A 19229-nucleotide genomic window follows, 5' to 3' on the forward strand; every position below is an offset into this window, starting at 1 on the left:
TCGGCCGCTCAGTTCAGCTTCTTGCCCATCAACACGTCGTCGACGTACTCGCCCTCCAGCAGGAACTCCTCGGGCAGAATGCCCTCCACCGAGAAGCCCGCCGACTCGTAGAGCCTGCGCGCCGGAGTGTTGTGCCCGAGGACGCGCAGGGTGATCCGACGGGCGCCCTCGTCCGCCGCCTGCGCACACGCCGCGTCCAGCAGCGTTCGGGCGACGCCCCGGCCGCGCGCCCAGGTGTCCACGGCCAGGCCCTGGATCTGCCGGACGTGGGCGTTGCAGGGCAGCGCCGTCGGCGGCACCAGCCGAAGAAAGCCCGCCAGCCGGCCCGCGATCTCCGCCACGAGCAGGTCCTCGGGGCGGTGCCGGTCGTCGAAGAACCGGCCGTACGGAGACTGCGGCCGGGGCGTCACGGCGTGCAGCGTCGACCACGTACGGCGGTCGATGACCGCGAGCGGCTCTTCATCGGCGAAAACGGCGGTACGGACGAGCGATTCGGACATGCGTGCCACTGTGCCATGCGTACGCGTCCGGGCACGGCAGTATGGCTGTCATGCGGATCGCGATCACCGGCTCGACCGGTCTCATCGGAACGGCACTCCTGCGCTCCCTGCGCGCGACGAGCACCACCCACCCGCCGGAAGCCGGGGAGCGGCCCGACATCGTCCGGCTCGTCCGGCGCCCGCCGCGCGGCGCCGACGAGGTGCGCTGGGACCCCGAGCGCCAGACGGTGGACGCCGCCGGGCTCGCGGGCTGCGACGCCGTCGTACACCTCGCGGGCGCCGGCGTCGGCGACCACCGCTGGACCGACGCGTACAAGCGCACGATCCGGGACAGCCGGGTCCTCGGTACGGCGGCGCTCGCCGAGGCCATCGCCTCCCTGGACACCCCGCCGCGCGTCTTCGTCTGCGGCAGCGCCATCGGCTACTACGGCGACACCGGCGACCGGCGGACGGACGAGTCGGCGCCCCCCGGCGACGACTTCCTGGCCCGTGTCTGCGTCGACTGGGAGGAGGCCGCCGCACCGGCCGTCGACGCCGGCATCCGGACGGTCTTCCCCCGCACCGGGCTGGTCGTGGGCCGCCAGGGCGGTGCCTGGGGTCGGCTGTTCCCCCTGTTCAAGCTGGGCCTGGGCGGACGGCTCGGCAGCGGCCGGCAGTACTGGAGCTTCATCTCCCTGCACGACCACATCGCCGCCCTGCGGCACCTCATCGAGACCGAGGAACTGAGCGGCCCGGTCAACCTCACCGCGCCCGAGCCGGTCACCAACCGCGAGGTCACGGCGGCGATGGGCCGGGTACTGCACCGCCCCACACCGTTCCCCGTCCCGGCCCCCGCCCTGCGGCTCGCCCTGGGCGAGTTCGCCGGCAACGTCCTGTCCAGCCAGCGCATCATCCCCCAACGCCTCCTGGACTCCGGCTTCATCTTCACCCATCCCACCGTGGACAGCGCGATCCGCTCGGCACTCACCCCCTGACCCTTCACCCCACCCGGGCGGCGCCTACCTCTTGTTCTTTCCTCCCCCCACCGGGGCGCGGCCCGGCACGAGACCGAGGGGGCGGGGCTCCGGGGCGGGTTCCAGGACGTAGAAGCGCAGCAGTCCAGGAACCCGCCCCGGAGTCCCGCCCCCGCCCGCACCACTCACACCACCGGCGGGCCCCTCCCCACACCCCCTCGCGCCGAAGGCGCCCCGGCCACCACCCGCTGCCGACGCCCCCTCCCCCGCCGCAAGGCGAGACACACCCGCCGCCGACGCGTCACCCGACAACGGACCGCCCCGTCCCACCGACTCGCGGCACTCCGTGCCGCATCGTGCGCCCGTGCGCGGTCTACGCGCGATCGCGCCCCCGCCTCCGCGCTTCTTATGGTTCCAACCTCACGAACTCGGCATCCCGCGCGCCGGTTCGGGGCAGGAGCCCCTCAGCGCCGGCACCGGGACCGACCTCGGGAGGGCACGTGCTGCGCACCGCATCGACCGTGGACGTCGTCATCGTCGGGGCCGGCCTCGCCGGTCTCGCCGCCGCCCACCATCTGACCAGCGCGGGAGCCACGGTCACCGTGCTGGAGGCCGCCCCGCGCACCGGCGGCCGGACCACCACCGACCGTCTGGACGGCTTCCGGCTGGACCGCACCGGCCAACTATTCGTCACCTCGTACCCCGAACTGCGCACCACCCCCGGCCTCAACGGCTTGGTCCTGCGTCACTTCTCCCCCGGGCTCTGTCTCCACAACGGCCAGCGGACGCACCGCGTCGGTGCTCCCCGGAGCACAAGGGGCGCACTTTCCGCCGCGCGCGCCCTTTCGCGCTCCGAGCGGCGCGCCGACCGCCCCGTCGCCCAGGCGCTGGCCGACCGCCCGCCCTTCCCGCCGTACATCCCCGACGGGTTCCTGCGCCCCCTCCTGTCCGCCCTTCTCTGCGATCCCGGGCTCTCCGGCTCCAGCCGCAGCGCCGCCCAGGCCCTGCGCGCCTTCGCCCGCGGCCGGCTGTGCCTGCCCGCCGGCGGCGCCTCGGCGCTGCCCGAACTCCTCGCCGCCTCCCTTCCCCCCGGCACCGTGCGCACTTCCGTACGCGCCGTCTCCGTCTCGACCACCGACGTCACCACCGCCGACCACGGGCGGTTCCCCTGCCGCTCGGTGCTCGTGGCCACCGGAGCACGCGACGCGGCAGAGCTGCTCCCGGGGCTGCGCATCCCCGATTTCCACCCGGTCACCATCGTGCACCACACCACTGACAGTCCCCCGGTCCGCGAACCGGTGTTCTTCCTGCCCGCCGACGGCCCGGTGGCGCACACCTACGTCGCCAGCGAGACCGACCCGTCCCGCGCCCCCGCGGGCCGCGCCCTGGTCACCACGACCGTGCTGGGCGCCCCGGCCACACTGCCCGCCCGGGCGCTGGACAAGACGGTCCGGCCACAGCTCGACCGGATCTACGGCACCTGCACCGACGCCTGGGAGCTGCTGGCCGCCCACCACGACCCGGAGGCGGTCCCGGCCATGCCCGTACCGCACGACCCGGACCGGTCCGTCCGGCTGCTGGCCGGGCTGTACGTGTGCGGCGACCACCGGGACACCGGCACCGTCCAGGGCGCCCTGCGCTCCGGCCGCCGGGCCGCCCGGGCCGCACTCGACGACCTCCGCCTGCCCCCGTTCCGCGAGCCCTGCGAACTGTCCGCAGCGGCCTGACCTGCCCCCTGCCCCTGACCCACCGACCGGCCGGGCCGCACACCCGTAGGGCCCGGCCGGCCCACCGCACCGAAGGGGCGGGCCGCGATCCGCGCCCCGCCCCACCGGCTCCGCCCCGGGACCCACCCCCGCCCGGCTCCCGCCCGTCACCCCTTCGTACTGTCCCTTCGTACTGCCCCTCCGTACCGACCCCTTCTTCGTACCGGCCCCTTCGCGCTCACCCCTTCATGGCCGCCACCCGGTCCCGGTACCCCCGCACCGCCGCCGCGTCCCGGTACGGCTCCAGCCGGCGCTCGAACTCGCGGACGTACTCGTGCGCCCGTACGGACCGCATCTCGGACGCCTGGAGCGCCGCCTCCGCACCCAGCGCGCACGCCTGCTCCAGCTCGCCCAGACCGAGCCGCGCCGTCGCCAGCACCACCCGGCAGAACAGCCGGCTGCGGGCGAACCCCGCGCCCCGGAGCTGGAGCGAGCGCTCCGCGTGCTGCGCGGCGGCCCGGAACTGCTGGAGGTCGCGGTGGCAGTGCGCCAGCTCGTCGGCGAGCTGCGCCTCGTCGAAGAACCGCGCCCAGTAGGGCGTGTCGTCCCCGGGACGCGCCGTCTCCAGCGCCCGTTCCGCCCGCGCGAGCGAGGCCGTGCACGCCCGTACCTCGGTCAGTACGCCGTGTCCGCGCGCCTCCGCCGAGTGCAGCAGGGCCTGGACGACGGGCGGCGCGTTGCTGCCGACGCCCTGCTGGGCGACCCGGGCCAGTTGGACGGCCTCCCGGCCGTGCCCCAGGTAGACGGCCTGCCGGCTCATGGTCACCAGGACGTACGCGCCGTACGCGCGGTCCCCGGCCGCCTGCGCCAGCCGCAGCGCCTGGACGAAGTACCGCTGCGCCAGGCCGTGCGCGGCGATGTCGTACGACGTCCAGCCGGCCAGCCGCGTCAGGTCGGCGGCGGCCGCGAACAGCCGCCGCCCGGCCGCCTCGCCGTACGTGCCGCGGAGCATCGGTTCGACCTCGTGCTCCAGGTAGCGCACCAGGGCCTGGCGCGCGTGCCCGCCGCCGTACGCGTGGTCCAGCGCGCGGAACAGTTCGCCGACCGACCGGAGCGCCTTGATGTCACCGGCGGACACCCGGTAGGCGTGCGCCCGGTCGGAGCGTTCCGTGCGTTCGGGGCGCTCGGCTCGCTCCGTACGCCCGGCGCGTTCGGCGGCTCCCGCGCGCTCCGCCCGTTCGGGATGGCCGGCCCGGTCGTGGCCGGCCCGGTCAAGCTGCCGCTGCCGGGGCACCGACACCTGCATCCGGCCCGGCGCGGTCAGCCGGCCCGCGGGCTCGGCCGCGTCACCGTGCGCGACCCGCTCGTCGGCCCGCCCGATCAGCCAGTCGCGGCTGGGCACCACCAGCCCGGCCGGGGTGAAGGCGATCTTGCGCAGCTCCGCGTGGCTGCCGGAGTCCTTGCGCCACAGACCGCTCACGATGTCCACCGCCTCGCTCGGCGTGGACGCGAACTCCAGCCCGGCGTACACCGGCGCGCAGGCGTCCAGGCCGAGATCCTGGGCCGACAGCCGGCGTCCCAGTCTGCGCGTGAAGACCTCGGCGATCAGTGCGGGTGTGGTGCCTCTGGGCTGCTGCCCGCGCAACCAGCGCGTCACCGACGTCTTGTCGTACCGGAGGTCGAGCCCGTGCTCCAGGCCGAGCTGGTCGACCCGGCGGGCCAGCCCGGCGTTGGAGAATCCCGCCTCCGCGATGAGCGCGGCGAGCTGTCGGTTGGGCGTGCGCTGTGGGGGTCGTTCCGTCATCAGCTTTACCGGTCTCCTGCCTTCCGGGCCGAGCTGCCCGGGTTCGGCTGACCCTGTCCGGCGCTGCTCCCTGCCCTCGTGGAACGGCGTGAATGTAACGGCCTTCAGCGGCTTTCTCGCCGCCTTCGCCACGCGTTCATCCGATCGTGTGAGCAGGGCTCGCACTGTCCTCCACGCGTCTCCGGGCGGCCCCGCCCCGGTTCCGCAACGGCGGCCCCGGGAGTGCCCCGGGGCTCCCGGAGCACTCCCGTGCGCCCGCGCACCAAGCCCCCGCTCCGGGCGCGTGCGGGCGCCGTCCGCCCCCGCCGTACAGTTGGCGTGGGCGCGAAGGACGTATCAAAGTTCGAAGAGGAGCTGCCGTGACTGCGATCTCTCGGGGGGACACCCCCGTACCCGAGGGGCTGCGCTTTGTACAGCTGGGCTTCGGCGCCGACGCCGTCGATTACGAGACGGCCTGGCAGGAGCAGCGCAGGGTGCACGCCGCCCGGTTCGCCGACGAGGTCCCGGACACCTGTCTGCTGCTGGAGCACCCGCCCGTCTACACGGCGGGCCGGCGCACGGACGACAGCGAGCGCCCCCTGGACGGCACCCCGGTCATCGATGTCGACCGCGGCGGAAAGATCACTTGGCACGGCCCCGGCCAGCTGGTCGGCTACCCGATCCAGAAGCTTCCGCGCCCGGTCGACGTCGTCGCCCACGTACGGCGTCTCGAAGAGGCCATCATCCGCACCTGCACCGAGTTCGGCGTGGAGACCACGCGGGTCGAGGGCCGCAGCGGTGTCTGGGTGCTGGGCGCCCCGGTCGCCGACCGTCCCCACCTGGGCGGCCTCTCCCTCGACTTCGACCCCCGTACGGCCGACGAGGAGTTCGACCCCCGGCTGAACGGCCCGGAGTACGCCCCGTCCAACGCCGGCCAGCGCGGCGAGGACCGGAAACTGGCCGCGATCGGCATCCGCGTCGCCAAGGGCGTCACGATGCACGGCTTCGCGATCAACGTGAACCCGGACAACACCTCGTTCGACAAGATCGTGCCCTGCGGCATCAGGGATGCCGGGGTGACCTCCCTCGCCAACGAACTCGGCCGGGAGATCACCATCGCCGACGTCCTGCCCGTCGTCGAGAAGCACCTGCGCGACGTGCTGGAGAACGCCGTGCTGCTCCCCCGGGCGGTCTGAGCCGGTCCACGGACCGGCCGGGCCCGGTCTCTCCGGACCGGCGAAACCGACCGCACGGAATGCGCCCCTGCCATACGGGGTTGGCCTGCACGTAAAGACGTGCGAATTGACGGGCGTACCCTGGTGTACGCCGAAGAAACGAAGTCGTAGGGAGCCGGACGTGTCCGCTGTCGCACCCGACGGACGCAAGATGCTGCGCCTGGAGGTCCGGAACAGCCAGACCCCCATCGAGCGCAAGCCCGAGTGGATCAAGACCCGGGCGAAAATGGGCCCCGAGTACAACCACCTGCAGGGCCTGGTCAAGAAGGAGGGCCTGCACACGGTCTGCCAGGAGGCAGGCTGTCCCAACATCTACGAATGCTGGGAGGACCGCGAGGCGACCTTCCTCATCGGTGGTGACCAGTGCACCCGCCGCTGCGACTTCTGCCAGATCGACACGGGCAAGCCGCAGGAACTGGACCGCGACGAGCCGCGCCGGGTGGCCGAATCCGTCCGGACCATGGGGCTGAAGTACGCCACCATCACCGGCGTCGCGCGCGACGACCTGGACGACGGCGGCGCCTGGCTGTACGCGGAGACCGTCCGCCAGATCCACGCCGCGATGCCCGACACCGGCGTCGAACTGCTCATCCCCGACTTCAACGCGGTCCCCGAGCAACTCGCCGAGGTCTTCTCCTCGCGCCCCGAGGTGCTCGCGCACAACGTCGAGACGGTGCCGCGGATCTTCAAGCGGATCCGCCCCGGCTTCCGTTACGAGCGGTCCCTCGACGTCATCACCAAGGCCCGTGAGGCCGGTCTGGTCACCAAGTCCAACCTGATCCTGGGCATGGGCGAGGAGCGCGCGGAGATCAGCCAGGCGCTCCAGGACCTGCACGACGCGGGCTGCGAACTGATCACCATCACCCAGTACCTGCGCCCGTCGGTGCGGCACCACCCCATCGAGCGCTGGGTCAAGCCCGCCGAGTTCGTGGAGCTGAAGGAAGAAGCCGAGGAGATCGGTTACGCCGGCGTCATGTCCGGCCCGCTGGTCCGCTCCTCCTACCGCGCCGGCCGTCTGTACCAGCAGGCGGTCGAGCGCCGCCAGGTCGAGGAGTCGGCACAGGCCGTCTGAGTCCGACCGGGCCGTCCCGCCCCGCACAGGGCCTTCCGGCCCATGGACCGGAATGTGAAACGTGGCACAGAGTGTCATGACGCGGCCCGTACCTCCCCAGGCAGGGGCGGTGCGGGCCGCGTCAACGTTTCATCGGTGTTTGACCGGCGGGTCATCAGTTGGTAACACCGATCTGTAACGATGGCTTCACAGAACGCGTCCACCATTCCTCCAGAAGGGGAACCCGCCATGCAGGCCGCGCCCGCTCGCGCCACCGCTGTTCTCCCCCTCCCGTCGGTCACCGATGCCCTGCGCGCGGTGGAGTCCGTACTGATGCGCGGAGGCCAGCGCACCGCCCGCCGGAACGCGTGGACATCGGTGCTGGAGGACCGCCGCCGCGCCAGGGACCGGCGCGAGGCCCAGCACGTACTGGAGGCCGCGGCGACCGAGGGTCCGAACGCCACGTAAACTGCGCCCCATGGCGAGGAAGGCAAAAGCAGACAGCGCTGAGGGCGCTGCGAACCCCGGGCGACTGAAGCAGATCGCCCAGACCTACAAGATGACCCGTCGGGTCGACCCCAAGGTCGGTCTTGTCGTCGCCGGCGTGGGCATCGTCGTTTTCGGCGTTCTCCTCGTCCTCGGCTTCCTGATCGGCCACCCCGTCTACCTGGGCATCCTGGGATTCGTCCTGGCCTTCCTCGCGATGGCGATCATCTTCGGCCGCCGTGCCGAGCGGGCCGCCTTCGGACAGATGGAGGGGCAGCCCGGCGCGGCGGCGGCCGTACTGGACAACGTGGGCCGCGGCTGGACCGTCACCCCGGCCGTGGCGATGAACCGCCAGCAGGACGTCGTGCACCGCGCCGTCGGCAAGGCGGGCATCGTCCTCGTCGGCGAGGGCAACCCGAACCGCGTACGCGGCCTGCTGGCCTCGGAGAAGAAGCGGATGGCCCGCATCATCGCCGATGCCCCGGTCCACGACTTCGTGGTCGGTGACGGCGAGGGCCAGATCCCGCTCAAGAAGATCCGTACGACCCTCCTGAAGCTCCCGCGCACCCTGCCCGGCCCCCAGGTCACCGCGACCAACGACCGCCTCCGCGCGCTCGGCGACCTCATGAGCAACATGCCGGTCCCGAAGGGCCCCATGCCCAAGGGCATGCGGATGCCGAAGGGCGGCGGCGGCAAGATGCGCTGAGGCGCGCCGTCACTCGCGGTGCGTGGCGCGTGGCTGTGTCACCGGAACGGCCGAGGGGCCCAGGACCTTGTGGTCCTGGGCCCCTCGGAGGTTTTCAGGGGGCTCGGGTGCCCCGTACGCCCGGGTATGCCCCGTACGCCCCGGCACAGCGCGCACCGGCCGTACGGCCCTTACGGCTGCCCGTACGCCTCGGATCCGAACCTGTACTAGATCCGAACCTGTACGGCGCGGGCCAGCCGGTCGTGGAGGCCGCGGCCGTCGCGGTCCCAGATCACCGCGGGGATGACCACGGCCAGCAGCACCGTACGCAGCACCACGCGCAGCAGGGGCAGCCGTCCGCCGCCCTCCGCGACCACCCGCAGGCCCAGCAGCCGCTTGCCCGGCGTGAAGCCCACCGTCCCGACCGTCAGCACGCTGAGCACCACGAAGACGGCCAGCGCCCAGTTGCTCGTCGACTCGGCCCGGCCGTGGCTGAGCAGCCCGTACGCGACGAGCGTGCACAGGGCCCAGTCGATGAAGAGGGCGGCGAAGCGCCGGCCGGGGCGCGCGATCGAGCCCGGTCCCTCCTCGGGCAGCCCGAGCTGCTGTCCGCGGTAGCCGAACTCGACACCCATGTCCTCGGCCGCCGCGCGGGGCCCGGAGATCCACGATCCGATTGCTTGCCTGTTGTCCACCCGTCCACGGTACTGCGACCGCATACGTTCGCCCGCTCGCGGGGCGCCGCCGAAGGCGCCCGAGGGCCGTACCGGGAGCCGCCGTGCGACGCCCCCGCCACACGGCGCGACGGTTACGGCTCCGCCCGGCCCCGGCCCCCCAGCCCGTGCCACCGCACGCAGCCGTGCTCAGCCGACGCTCGTCCGACACCCCGAGCCCTTGCCGGAATGATCAATTCCACCACCCCCTCCTCCCGCACATCACCTCCCCGTACGGGCCGCGCGGCGGTTAACCTCGGCGAAACAAATGGGTCATGCTTGGGAAATCCCGCCTGCCTATGGTCGGGCAAGCGCGCCACCGCACATGGTGCGCTCCGAGTAGCAATCCCGCGCCGCCGACCGCCGGTGACCGGGCTAGGAGGAGTTGGATGTTCCAGAACGCCGATGAGGCCAAGAAGTTCATCGCGGACGAGGACGTCAAGTTCGTCGACGTCCGGTTCTGCGACCTGCCCGGTGTGATGCAGCACTTCACGGTTCCGGCGGAGGCGTTCGACCCGACCGAGGAGCTCGCCTTCGACGGCTCCTCGATCCGCGGCTTCCAGGCCATCCACGAGTCCGACATGGCCCTGCGCGCCGACCTCTCCACCGCCCGCGTGGACCCGTTCCGCCGCGACAAGACCCTCAACATCAACTTCTTCATCCACGACCCGATCACCGGCGAGCAGTACAGCCGTGACCCGCGCAACGTGGCGAAGAAGGCCGAGGCGTACCTCGCCTCCACCGGCATCGCCGACACCGCGTTCTTCGGTCCGGAGGCGGAGTTCTACGTCTTCGACAACGTCCGCTTCGAGACGTCGGCGAACCAGTCCTTCTACCACATCGACTCCGAGGCCGGCGCCTGGAACACCGGCTCCGAGGTCAACAACCGCGGTTACAAGGTCCGCTACAAGGGCGGCTACTTCCCGGCTCCCCCGGTCGACCACTTCGCCGACCTGCGCGCCGAGATCTCCTTGGAGCTCGACGCGGCCGGCCTGAAGGTCGAGCGCCAGCACCACGAGGTCGGCACGGCCGGCCAGGCCGAGATCAACTACAAGTTCAACACCCTGCTGGCCGCCGCCGACGACCTGATGCTGTTCAAGTACATCGTCAAGAACGTCGCCTGGCGCAACGGCAAGACCGCCACCTTCATGCCCAAGCCGATCTTCGGCGACAACGGCTCCGGCATGCACGTCCACCAGTCGCTGTGGACCGGCGGCGAGCCCCTCTTCTACGACGAGCAGGGCTACGCGGGCCTCTCGGACACCGCCCGCTACTACATCGGCGGCATCCTCAAGCACGCCCCCTCGCTGCTGGCCTTCACGAACCCCACCGTGAACTCCTACCACCGCCTGGTGCCGGGCTTCGAGGCCCCGGTCAACCTGGTCTACTCGCAGCGCAACCGCTCCGCCGCGATGCGCATCCCGATCACGGGTTCCAACCCGAAGGCCAAGCGCGTCGAGTTCCGCGCCCCGGACCCGTCCTCGAACCCGTACCTCGCCTTCTCCGCCCTCCTCCTCGCGGGCCTGGACGGCGTCAAGAACAAGATCGAGCCCGCCGAGCCGATCGACAAGGACCTCTACGAACTCGCCCCCGAGGAACACGCGGGCGTCCCCCAGGTCCCCACCAGCCTCCCGGCCGTCCTCGACGCCCTGGAAGCCGACAACGAGTACCTCCAGCAGGGCGGCGTCTTCACCTCCGACCTCATCGAAACCTGGATCGACTACAAGCGCACCAACGAAATCGCCCCGATCCAGCTCCGCCCGCACCCGCACGAGTTCGAGCTGTACTTCGACCTCTAAACCGGGAGGCTGTGGGCGAGGGAAAGCCGCCCACCCAGCCAGCCAGCCGAAAATGATGAAGGCCACCCCGCGGGGTGGCCTTCATCATTTTCGGTACGCCAGGTACCAGAAGAGTTCCCGCAACTCCCGGCTGCGGGGCGCCCGGAACTCCTGTCTACCGGATCGGGTGCAAGCGGTGGGTGTATCGTCCGTGTGGCGTTGCTGCGGCAGCGTGTCTCGCTACATCCGATCCCGGCGTCGGTGCGAGCAGTGGGCTCTGGAGAGTCACCCGCAGTTGGCAGTCAGTACGCACCAGGACATCCGATCTGTCTCTCTCCTGTCGTCGCCGGGCGGCAAGTGGAAGGGGCACCGCATGTCCAAATCACGCAACAGCAACCGTCTGGCTAAGAAGATTCACCACCAGACGTCGCTCACACTGGCGACGGCTACCAGACTGGCGAAGCAGGCCGATGTCTACCTCGGGACTCCGGTAGCGGACGCCTCGGACCCGGATCAGCGCCGTCTGGAAGCACATGTCGCCCACGTATTGGCAAGCAGCTTCCAAGACCGCCAACTGAACGGCGCCCTTCTCGGGGTGCTTGCAGCGCAGGAGGAGAGCCAGTATCTGGCTCTGACCTTGGAACCCGTCATGGCGAACGAGATTCTTAGTGAGCTTCTCCCGCGTTTTGATCACTTCTACGGAGGCATCCGCGGGGTACCTGCGCTGCGCGTCCGTCAGACCCACGAGCGGGTGGTACTCCTCGACGCACTCAGCTCGGCCCGAATCACTTTGACGCGAGCCGATGGCGGCCCCATGCTTCTGCCCTCCGCACGCGATGGTGAGGCGCTTCTGTGGAAACGGGTCCCCCTCGGTCTCTCTCGCGAGGAGCGGGAGGAGGCTGAAGAGTGGATCGACTCAAGATCGATCAAGAAACTGCGGGTGCGTGATGTGTTGCTGAGCCGAGTACTGCGTCGGCCGGGGTTGGTCAACAGGGCGGCTCAACCGCATGGTTTCGCCAACTGCTACACCCACCATTCCGGCGATCTCGTGATCGAATGGTGCTGTGGCGACACTGCCGGGGCCTTCTGCGCCAACCTCGCGGCCCACGGTTTCCTCGACGGTTTGCCCCGCCAGAAGGCGCTCGAGTTGACCTCCCCTCGATCCGCTCGACTCGGCGATTCCACCCTGATTCTGAATCGTCATGATTCGTGCTTGTACGGCAGCGGAGCAACGGAGATTGTGGAGTACATCAGGGAGCGTTACGAGTCATGACCTTGTCCTTGATGGTGCTCGGAGTTTCGGCGTGTGTGGCCCTGGGAGTTGTTGCACGCTGCTGGCGGGACGTAGTCGTACTTCGTTCCTTGGGACGCCTTCTCGAAGGCTGCGACCAGGGGCAACGACTCGAAATTTGCCGAATCCTCGCCGCTTCTCTACAGGAAGCGGCGAGGACGGATTTGCACGGTGAACTGCCGAGCAGGGATCCGGCGGCACCGTAATCCCGGGGAATGAGCCACCTGGGGCTCTCGCGCTTCGACCGCCTCGTCCCGGCCGAACCTGTCGGGCAAAGGAGCGCTCGGTGTGGACCGTTGGCCGAGGCAGGTCCTTGCGTAGGCGTGGCCCGGTTGTTCCTGTCGGCGCCGCTCCCGTAGGCGGCATCGGTTGGGTGGAGTGTGCGTGGAGTGCTGATGAAAAATCCGCGGGGAGCCCCTGTCACTCGATCGGCAATCGGAAATGCGTGCGATCCAGTCGGGCGGTGCAGCCGGAATCATACGTACTTACGTTCCGTCAAGACGATGGGTAAGCGGTGGATCGAGTGGGTAGTGCTGTGGCCGCCGGGTGGGTGGCGCGGGGAGTTGGACGGGGGACCTCGCCCGCGTGGCGGGGGTGCGCACACTGCGGAGTGGAAGAGTTGGACGACGAAAGGATTTTGCAGTGGTGGGGCAGCCGTTTGAATTGCCGGGGTTCTATCTGCCGTATCCGGCTCGGTTGAATGGGCAGGTCGAGGAGGCTCGGCGGCACTCCAAGGAGTGGGCCCGGGGGATGGGGATGCTGGAGGGGTCGGGGATTTGGGAGGAGGGGGATTTGGATGCGCATGATTACGCGTTGCTGTGTGCGTATACGCATCCGGATTGCTCGGCGGACGTGCTGTCGCTGGTGACGGACTGGTACGTGTGGGTTTTCTTCTTCGACGATCATTTCTTGGAGGCGTTCAAGCGGACGCAGGACCGGGTCGGCGGGAAGGCGTATCTGGACCGGCTGCCGCTGTTCATGCCGATGGAACTGGGCACGCCGGTGCCGGAGCCCACCAATCCGGTGGAGGCGGGGCTGGCGGATCTGTGGGCGCGGACGGTGCCTTCGATGTCGGAGGGGTGGCGGGCTCGGTTCCGGGAGAGTACTGAGCATTTGCTCAACGAGTCGCTGTGGGAGCTTTCGAACATCAACGCGGGGCGGTTGCCGAATCCCGTCGAATACATCGAGATGCGCCGGAAGGTCGGCGGTGCGCCGTGGTCGGCGGGGCTGGTGGAGTTCGCGGCGGGGGCGGAGGTGCCGGCGGCGGTGGCCCGGTCGCGGCCGTTGCGGGTGCTGAAGGATTCGTTCTCGGACGGGGTGCATCTGCGGAACGATCTGTTCTCGTATCAGCGGGAGACGGAGGAGGAAGGGGAGCTCAGCAATGGGGTGCTGGTGCTGGAGAACTTCTTCGGGTGCAGCACTCAGGAGGCGGCGGACGCTGTCAATGACCTGATCACCTCTCGGGTGCAGCAGTTCGAGAACACGGTGGTGGCGGAGCTGCCGGTGCTGTTCGCGGAGAAGGGGTTGAGTCCGCGGGAGTGTGCGGATGTGCTGGCTTACGCCAAGGGGTTGCAGGACTGGCAGTCGGGTGGGCATGAATGGCACATGCGGTCGAGTCGGTATATGAATGGGGGCGGGGCGGAGGTAAAGCAGGGTGCGGGCGACTGGTCGCCTTTCGTGTTCGGGGGGATCGGGACTTCGGGGGTGGACGTCCGGCGGGCGACAGCGGTCACGGGGGCCAAGCGGCTGCGGAACTTCACGCATCAGCCGTTCCGGAAGGTGGGGCCCTCGCAGTTGCCGGACTTTTATATGCCGTTCGCGACGACGTTGAGCCCTCACTTGGACCGGGCCCGGGTGAACGCGGTGGAGTGGGCAGCGGCGATGGGGATGTTGCGGCCGCAGGCCGGAGTGCCGCTGTCGGACGTCTGGAGCGCCGAGAAGGTGGCGGATTATGACTTTCCGTTGTGCGCTGCCGGGCTGCATCCCGATGCGACACCGGAAGAGCTGGACCTGGGGTCGCAGTGGCTGACCTGGGGGACGTACGGGGACGATTACTACCCGGTGGTGTTCGGGGCGGCGCGGGACCTTGCCGGGGCGAAGGCGTGCAATGAGCGGCTTTCGGCATGCATGCCGGTGGAGGAGGGGGAAACGTTTCCGGAGCCGGCGAACGCGATGGAACGGGGGCTGGCGGACCTGTGGCGTCGCACGACCGGGTCGATGGATGCCACGGGACGGAGGACGTTCCGGGATTCCGTCGAGGTGATGACGGCCGGGTGGATCTGGGAGCTGGAGAACCAGGCGCGGCACCACGTTCCCGATCCGGTGGACTACATCGAGATGCGACGGGCGACGTTCGGCTCCGACATGACGATGAGTCTGAGCCGTATCGGGCACGGTCGGCGGGTGCCGGAAGAGGTGTACCGGAGTGGTCCGATGCGTTCGCTGGAGAACGCCGCGGTCGACTACGCGACGCTGCTGAACGACGTGTTCTCGTACCAGAAGGAGATCGAGTACGAAGGGGAGGTGCACAACGGCATCCTCGTGGTGCAGAACTTCTTCGACTGCGACTATCCGACGGCGCTCGCGATCGTCCATGACCTCATGACGTCCCGCATGCGGGAGTTCCAGCACGTGGCGGCGAATGAACTTCCGGTGCTGTACGACGACTTCGCTTTGTCGGACGAAGCGCGGGGGCTGCTGGACGGGTATGTGAAGGAGCTGGAGAACTGGATGTCGGGGATTCTCACCTGGCACCAGGGGTGCCGGCGGTACCGAGAGGAGGATCTGCGGCGGCACAAGGGGACTACGGGTGCGCCTGCGGAGGGCGGCGCCGGGGTCTCGTCCGGTACGTGGAGCGGCCGGCCTACGGGGCTGGGGACTTCGGCGGCCCGGGTCGCGGCGCGGATGAGCGGGGTGGCGTGAGGCGGAGCACGCGGGCGGTGGCCCTGCGTCTTCCGGCATGACGGGTGGCCCCTCCCGGATGGGCCGGGAGGGGCCGGTCATGTCAGGAGTGCGCGGCGGCTGCTCGGCGGTGGATGGTCAGGGACGGTGGGAGTCGTCGCTCGTGTTCGCGCGCAGGCGGCGGCGCGTCGCCTGCCGGTTCAGCGGGCGTTCTCGATGATCAGGGAACGGACCAGGCGGCAGGTCGTGTTGGAGGGCGGGTGCACTCCGATCCGGGCCGCGGTGGTGCGGATGGTGCGGTTGCGGGCCCGCTCCGGGGTGTAGACACCGCCGTCGAGCAGGGCTATCGCCAGGCGCATGGCTTTCAGGCGGCGGTTGTGGGCTTCGTACCACTCGCGCGGGAGGCCGGCGGGCAGCGGCTTCTTGGCCATCGGCGTGCGGCGGACCACGCGGCGCGCGGCGGTCTTTCCGTACGCGGTCGTCGTGGCCTTCGCGGCCTTGGTGGCCGGCGTGGTCTTCTTCGCGATCGCGGTGCTCGTGGGCAGTGTGGCCACGGCCATCGGCAACCTCCTGGGACAGCGGAGAAGCAGTCCTGGACTGCTTCCTTACTGCCTCCAATTTTAGTGCCGACCACTGACAAAGCCGCCTGGTCAGGGAGTACTTCGGGGGTGGGGGACCGGGGGTCCGGGAGGCTCGTGGGGTGGGGGGCGGGGAGGTTTTCGTAGAGGTGTCCGGGAGGCATCCGGAGTGACTTCCGGGGTGGCTCTCGGGACGGCTTACGGGGTGGCTTTCGGGGTGGGGTTCTGCCGGGTGTCGGGGCCGGCGGTCGGCAGGGCCAGTCCGTTGCCGGAGCAGCGCACCGTCCAAGGGCGGCCCTGGCTCTCCGGCTCGTACACCCGGACATCGACCTGGGTGGCCGGGCGGCCGCCGGGGAGGGCGGCGTGGGCGGCGGTGCACGCGATCTGGTGGATCGCCGCCGCCTCCATCCGGGCCACCGGTGTCGGGAGGTGGACGCTGACGGCACCGGTCTCGGGGACGGCGGTGAGCCGGCCTGGCATCGGCGGTACCACGCTGACCAGCCCGCGCGCCTGTTCGGCGGGGGTGGGCCCCTTCATCAGCAGGTCCAGGGCTTCCTGGGGGCCGACCGGGCCGTCGGCCGGGCGCGCGGCGGCATGGATGCCGAGCGGGGAGAGGAAGAAGATCCGGGCGGTGTAGGTGTCGGTGCCCGGCTGCCGGATGCCCTGGGCGGGGGCGCCTGCCTGGACGTAGCCGGTGGGGGCGATGCCGCAGCCGGTGAGGAAGAGGACCGGTACGAGGAGGACCGTGACGAAGAGCGCCAGGTAGGAGGCGATGACCGAGGAGGCCGGCGCCGCTCGGGTCGGGCTCCTCATGGGCGGTCTCCGGGGGTGGGAGGGGCTGGAGGGACAGGAGAGGTGGGAGAGGTGGGGGCGGGGTCGGAGGTCGTTGGGTCGGGGGCCTCTCGCTCAGGCCCCCGGCCGCGCTCAGGCCCCGGGCCGCGCTCAGGCCCCGGGCCCACCGGTGGATCCAGTGGCAGCTCCACGGTGAACACCGCTCCCCCGCCCGGCGCGTTGGCCGCGCGCAGCGTGCCCCCGTGCAGTCGTACGTTCTCCATCGCGATGGCCAGGCCCAGGCCGCTGCCGCTGGAGCGGGCGCGGGCGGCGTCGGCCTTGTAGAAGCGGTCGAAGACGTGCGGGAGGGCCTCCGGGTCGATGCCGGGGCCCTGGTCGGCCACGTCGATACGGAGCCGTCCCGGCGTCGTGTCCGCCGTCAGCCGTACGGGGGCGCCGCCGTGCCGCAGCGCGTTGCCCACCAGGTTGGCCACGACCACGTCGATACGGCGTGGGTCGAGGCGGGCCCGCAGGCCCTCGGGGAGGCCGGTCTCGACCTGGTCCTGCCAGCCGCGCAGGTGGAGGGTCTTGCGCAGGGCGACGGCGACGTCGATCTCGTCGAGGAGCAGGTCGGCGGCGCCCGCGTCGAAGCGCGAGACCTCGATCAGGTCTTCCACCATGCGGGCGAGCTTGGTGGTCTCGTCGCTGATGAGACGCACCGCGTCGGCGGTGTCCGGGTCCAGCTTGGCCGCGTCCTCGTCCAGGACCTCGGTGACGGCGGACATGGCGGCCAGGGGGGTGCGCAGTTCGTGGGAGACGTCGGCGGCGAAGCGCCGTGCGTTGGCCTCCATGCGGCGCAGTTCGGCGTCGTCCTTCTCCAGGGCGCGGGCCATCTCGTTGAAGGTGACGGTGAGGTCGGCGAGTTCGTCGCGGCCGGTCACCGGGGAGCGGGTGTCCAGTTCGCCGGAGGTGATGCGTTCGGCGGCTTCGCGCAGGCGGCGTACCGGCCGCAGTACGCGGCGGGCGGCGAACAGCGCGGGGACGACGGCCAGCGCGAGCGCGGGCAGTGCGCCGGCCTGGGCGGCGGTGACCAGGGCGGAGATGTCGGCCTGCTCGTCGTCGAGGGCGAACTCGGCGTAGACGATGAGGCCGGAGGGCTTGGTGTTGCCGGGCGAGGAGGGAGAGGCGGAGGGGGAGGGTGAAGGGGCGGGGGAAGGCGAGGAGGAGGGGGCGCCGGGTGTACTGGTTGTCCGGGATGCGCGTTCCCGGGTGCTTGAGGCGGTGAAGTCCACCGGCATGCCGATCGCGAGCCAGGGCTGCCCGCCCCGGTCGACGCGCTGGAAGATGGGCGCGTGGTGCTGGCGTACGGCGGCGCGCAGACCGTCGGTGACCGCGCTCCCGGGCCCGCGCCCCGGCACGCCCCCGTACCCGGTCTCCCCGCGCCCCGGCGCGCCCCCGTCCCCGTACCCGCTCTCCCCCCGCCCCGCCTGGCCGCCCTCCGCGCGCCACGGCCCGGGGGCGACCGGCCCGTCCTCGTACTGCGCGTACGTGTGCCAGTTCCGGGAGCCGCCCGCCCGGTCGAGCTGGACGACGAGGTTCTGCAGGTCCTCGCGTTGCGGCGGGAAGGGCAGGTCGGGGCCGAGGGACTGTAGTTGGGCGCGCAGGTCGTGCACGGCGGTGTTCTGCGTGCGGGCCAGTATCGCCGTACGGGCCTGCCGGAAGGTGAGTGCCGCGGTGATCAGCGCGCTGAGCGCGGAGACGACGAGGAAGCCGACGATGAGGCGGGTGCGCAGCCCGCGCAACCGGGTGTACGCGGCGGTCAGTCGTCCCCTGCCCCGCGCCGGTGTGGTCCCGCACCGGGACGGCCCGGTGCTCACAGCGGTCCGAAGCGGTAGCCGAACCCCCGTACCGTCTGGACGTACGTGGGCGCGCGCGAATCGTCCTCGATCTTGGCGCGCAGCCGCATCACGCACGCGTCCACCAGCCGCACGTCCCCGTAGAAGCTGTGCTCCCAGACCTGTTCGAGGAGCTGCTGGCGGCTGAAGACCTGGCCGGGCGCATCGGAGAGGAAGAGCAGCAGCTTCAGTTCGGAGGGGGCGAGTACGAGTTCGTGGCCGTTCTTGGTGACCAGGAGGGCCGCGCGGTCGATGGTCAGCGCGCCGTACGCCGTGGAAGAAGAGGAGGGGGGCGGCGAAGCCGCGGCCACGGAATCCGCCTGCCGCGTCCCGTCGCCGCGCCCCTCCCCCACCACCCGCCGCAGCACCGCCCGCATCCGCGCCTGGAGCACTTCGCCGCCGGCGGGTTTGACCACGTAGTCGTCCGCGCCGGCCTCCAGCCCCACCACCATGTCGATGTCGTCGCCGCGCGCGGACAGGATGATGATCGGGATCTGCTGCGTCTCGCGGATGCGGCGGCACACCTCCAGTCCGCTCATGCCGGGCAGCATCAGGTCCAGCAGCACCAGCTCCGGCCGGAAGCGGTCCAGGGCGAGGAGTCCGGTCTCGCCGCTGGCCGCCGTCTCGACCTCGTGCCCGCGGCGGCGCAGCGCGAGGTGGACGCCCTTGCGTACGGCGGGGTCGTCCTCGATGAGCAGCACACGGGTCATGGGGCGGGTTCTCCGAAGCGGTGGCCGGGCGGACGCTCGTCGAAAGCGTACGGCGGGGGCAGGGGCTGACCATGGTGCGTGCCGTTCATGACGTCGTGTCGCGCATCGTGTGAGGAATTGATGACGGATGGGGCGAGCCGCTGACGACGGCGACCGTCCTGGTCCGGCGGTTCCCGGGGCCCGGGGCGGTCGC

At 70.8% G+C, this 19229-nt stretch carries 16 protein-coding genes; 9 read left to right on the forward strand and 7 right to left on the reverse strand.

Going from position 1 to position 19229, the window contains the following annotated elements:
• Positions 1-8: 8 nt before the first annotated feature.
• The gene (locus AB0A97_RS02125) at positions 9-500 is read right to left on the reverse strand and encodes a GNAT family N-acetyltransferase (protein ID WP_361143171.1); all 492 of its coding nucleotides are present in this window, start codon (positions 498-500) and stop codon (positions 9-11) included.
• A 41-nt stretch (positions 501-541) separates the two neighbouring features.
• Here AB0A97_RS02125 and AB0A97_RS02130 point away from each other — a divergent pair, with 41 nt between their 5' ends.
• Together AB0A97_RS02130 and AB0A97_RS02135 are read left to right on the forward strand one after the other, a co-directional pair.
• Positions 542-1474, forward strand: coding sequence for a TIGR01777 family oxidoreductase (locus AB0A97_RS02130; protein ID WP_361143174.1), 933 nt, complete (start codon positions 542-544; stop codon positions 1472-1474).
• Positions 1475-1953: 479 nt separating this feature from the next.
• Complete coding sequence (locus AB0A97_RS02135; RefSeq protein ID WP_361143177.1) at positions 1954-3180, forward strand: FAD-dependent oxidoreductase; 1227 nt, start codon at positions 1954-1956, stop codon at positions 3178-3180.
• 217 nt (positions 3181-3397) lie between these two features.
• On the opposite strand, the gene AB0A97_RS02140 is transcribed toward AB0A97_RS02135, so the two are convergent.
• Positions 3398-4963, reverse strand: a complete 1566-nt coding sequence (locus tag AB0A97_RS02140) for a regulator (RefSeq protein ID WP_361143180.1) — start codon at positions 4961-4963, stop codon at positions 3398-3400.
• Positions 4964-5322: 359 nt separating this feature from the next.
• On the opposite strand from AB0A97_RS02140, the gene lipB reads away from it, so the two are divergent.
• The 4 genes from lipB (at position 5323) to AB0A97_RS02160 (ending at position 8420) form a co-directional block, all read left to right on the forward strand.
• Complete coding sequence (lipB, locus tag AB0A97_RS02145) at positions 5323-6138, forward strand: lipoyl(octanoyl) transferase LipB (protein WP_361143183.1); 816 nt, start codon at positions 5323-5325, stop codon at positions 6136-6138.
• Between the two features lie 160 nt (positions 6139-6298).
• Entirely contained in the window at positions 6299-7249 is a 951-nt protein-coding gene (gene lipA / locus AB0A97_RS02150) for a lipoyl synthase (RefSeq protein WP_361143185.1), read from the forward strand.
• 228 nt (positions 7250-7477) lie between these two features.
• Entirely contained in the window at positions 7478-7696 is a 219-nt protein-coding gene (locus AB0A97_RS02155; RefSeq protein WP_031004195.1) for a hypothetical protein, read from the forward strand.
• Positions 7697-7706: 10 nt separating this feature from the next.
• Positions 7707-8420: a DUF4191 domain-containing protein gene (locus AB0A97_RS02160; protein WP_361143188.1), complete on the forward strand. Its 714-nt coding sequence runs from the start codon at positions 7707-7709 to the stop codon at positions 8418-8420.
• 206 nt (positions 8421-8626) lie between these two features.
• Here AB0A97_RS02160 and AB0A97_RS02165 read toward each other — a convergent pair whose 3' ends face one another.
• A complete protein-coding gene (locus AB0A97_RS02165; RefSeq protein WP_125047487.1) occupies positions 8627-9094 on the reverse strand; it encodes an RDD family protein in 468 nt (155 codons plus the stop codon).
• A gap of 407 nt (positions 9095-9501) precedes the next feature.
• Between AB0A97_RS02165 and glnA the strand changes: the two genes are divergently transcribed.
• The 3 genes from glnA (at position 9502) to AB0A97_RS02180 (ending at position 15103) form a co-directional block, all read left to right on the forward strand.
• The gene (gene glnA, locus AB0A97_RS02170; RefSeq protein WP_030022007.1) at positions 9502-10911 is read left to right on the forward strand and encodes a type I glutamate--ammonia ligase; all 1410 of its coding nucleotides are present in this window, start codon (positions 9502-9504) and stop codon (positions 10909-10911) included.
• Between the two features lie 352 nt (positions 10912-11263).
• Positions 11264-12163 carry a hypothetical protein gene (locus tag AB0A97_RS02175; protein ID WP_361143192.1) on the forward strand — a complete coding sequence of 300 codons (900 nt, stop codon included), beginning with the start codon at positions 11264-11266 and terminating at the stop codon, positions 12161-12163.
• Positions 12164-12826: 663 nt separating this feature from the next.
• On the forward strand, positions 12827-15103 hold the full coding sequence (locus AB0A97_RS02180; RefSeq protein WP_361143195.1) for a terpene synthase family protein: 2277 nt from the start codon (positions 12827-12829) through the stop codon (positions 15101-15103).
• 179 nt (positions 15104-15282) lie between these two features.
• Here the strand turns inward: AB0A97_RS02180 and AB0A97_RS02185 are convergent, their stop codons facing one another.
• The 4 genes from AB0A97_RS02185 to AB0A97_RS02200 all read right to left on the reverse strand — a co-directional run bounded on the left by AB0A97_RS02185 (position 15283) and on the right by AB0A97_RS02200 (position 19036).
• On the reverse strand, positions 15283-15642 hold the full coding sequence (locus AB0A97_RS02185; protein ID WP_361143198.1) for a hypothetical protein: 360 nt from the start codon (positions 15640-15642) through the stop codon (positions 15283-15285).
• 216 nt (positions 15643-15858) lie between these two features.
• Positions 15859-16473: a hypothetical protein gene (locus tag AB0A97_RS02190; RefSeq protein WP_361143201.1), complete on the reverse strand. Its 615-nt coding sequence runs from the start codon at positions 16471-16473 to the stop codon at positions 15859-15861.
• A complete protein-coding gene (locus tag AB0A97_RS02195; RefSeq protein WP_361143204.1) occupies positions 16470-18308 on the reverse strand; it encodes a HAMP domain-containing sensor histidine kinase in 1839 nt (612 codons plus the stop codon). The genes AB0A97_RS02190 and AB0A97_RS02195 overlap by 4 nt, the downstream gene beginning before the upstream one ends.
• Positions 18305-19036: a response regulator transcription factor gene (locus AB0A97_RS02200; RefSeq protein WP_361143207.1), complete on the reverse strand. Its 732-nt coding sequence runs from the start codon at positions 19034-19036 to the stop codon at positions 18305-18307. Before AB0A97_RS02200 ends, AB0A97_RS02195 begins: the two co-directional genes overlap by 4 nt.
• Positions 19037-19229: the final 193 nt, after the last annotated feature.

Source organism: Streptomyces sp. NPDC045470 (assembly GCF_040646595.1).
Taxonomy (GTDB): domain Bacteria; phylum Actinomycetota; class Actinomycetes; order Streptomycetales; family Streptomycetaceae; genus Streptomyces.

Coding starts and splice junctions, on each gene's coding strand:
- AB0A97_RS02200 (WP_361143207.1), bottom strand. CDS start 19,036: ATGACCCGTGTGCTGCTCATCGAGGACGACCCCGCCGTACGCAAGGGC.
- AB0A97_RS02160 (WP_361143188.1), top strand. CDS start 7,707: ATGGCGAGGAAGGCAAAAGCAGACAGCGCTGAGGGCGCTGCGAACCCC.
- AB0A97_RS02130 (WP_361143174.1), top strand. CDS start 542: ATGGCTGTCATGCGGATCGCGATCACCGGCTCGACCGGTCTCATCGGA.
- AB0A97_RS02185 (WP_361143198.1), bottom strand. CDS start 15,642: ATGGCCGTGGCCACACTGCCCACGAGCACCGCGATCGCGAAGAAGACC.
- AB0A97_RS02125 (WP_361143171.1), bottom strand. CDS start 500: ATGTCCGAATCGCTCGTCCGTACCGCCGTTTTCGCCGATGAAGAGCCG.
- AB0A97_RS02175 (WP_361143192.1), top strand. CDS start 11,264: ATGTCCAAATCACGCAACAGCAACCGTCTGGCTAAGAAGATTCACCAC.
- AB0A97_RS02155 (WP_031004195.1), top strand. CDS start 7,478: ATGCAGGCCGCGCCCGCTCGCGCCACCGCTGTTCTCCCCCTCCCGTCG.
- AB0A97_RS02140 (WP_361143180.1), bottom strand. CDS start 4,963: ATGACGGAACGACCCCCACAGCGCACGCCCAACCGACAGCTCGCCGCG.
- glnA (WP_030022007.1), top strand. CDS start 9,502: ATGTTCCAGAACGCCGATGAGGCCAAGAAGTTCATCGCGGACGAGGAC.
- AB0A97_RS02190 (WP_361143201.1), bottom strand. CDS start 16,473: ATGAGGAGCCCGACCCGAGCGGCGCCGGCCTCCTCGGTCATCGCCTCC.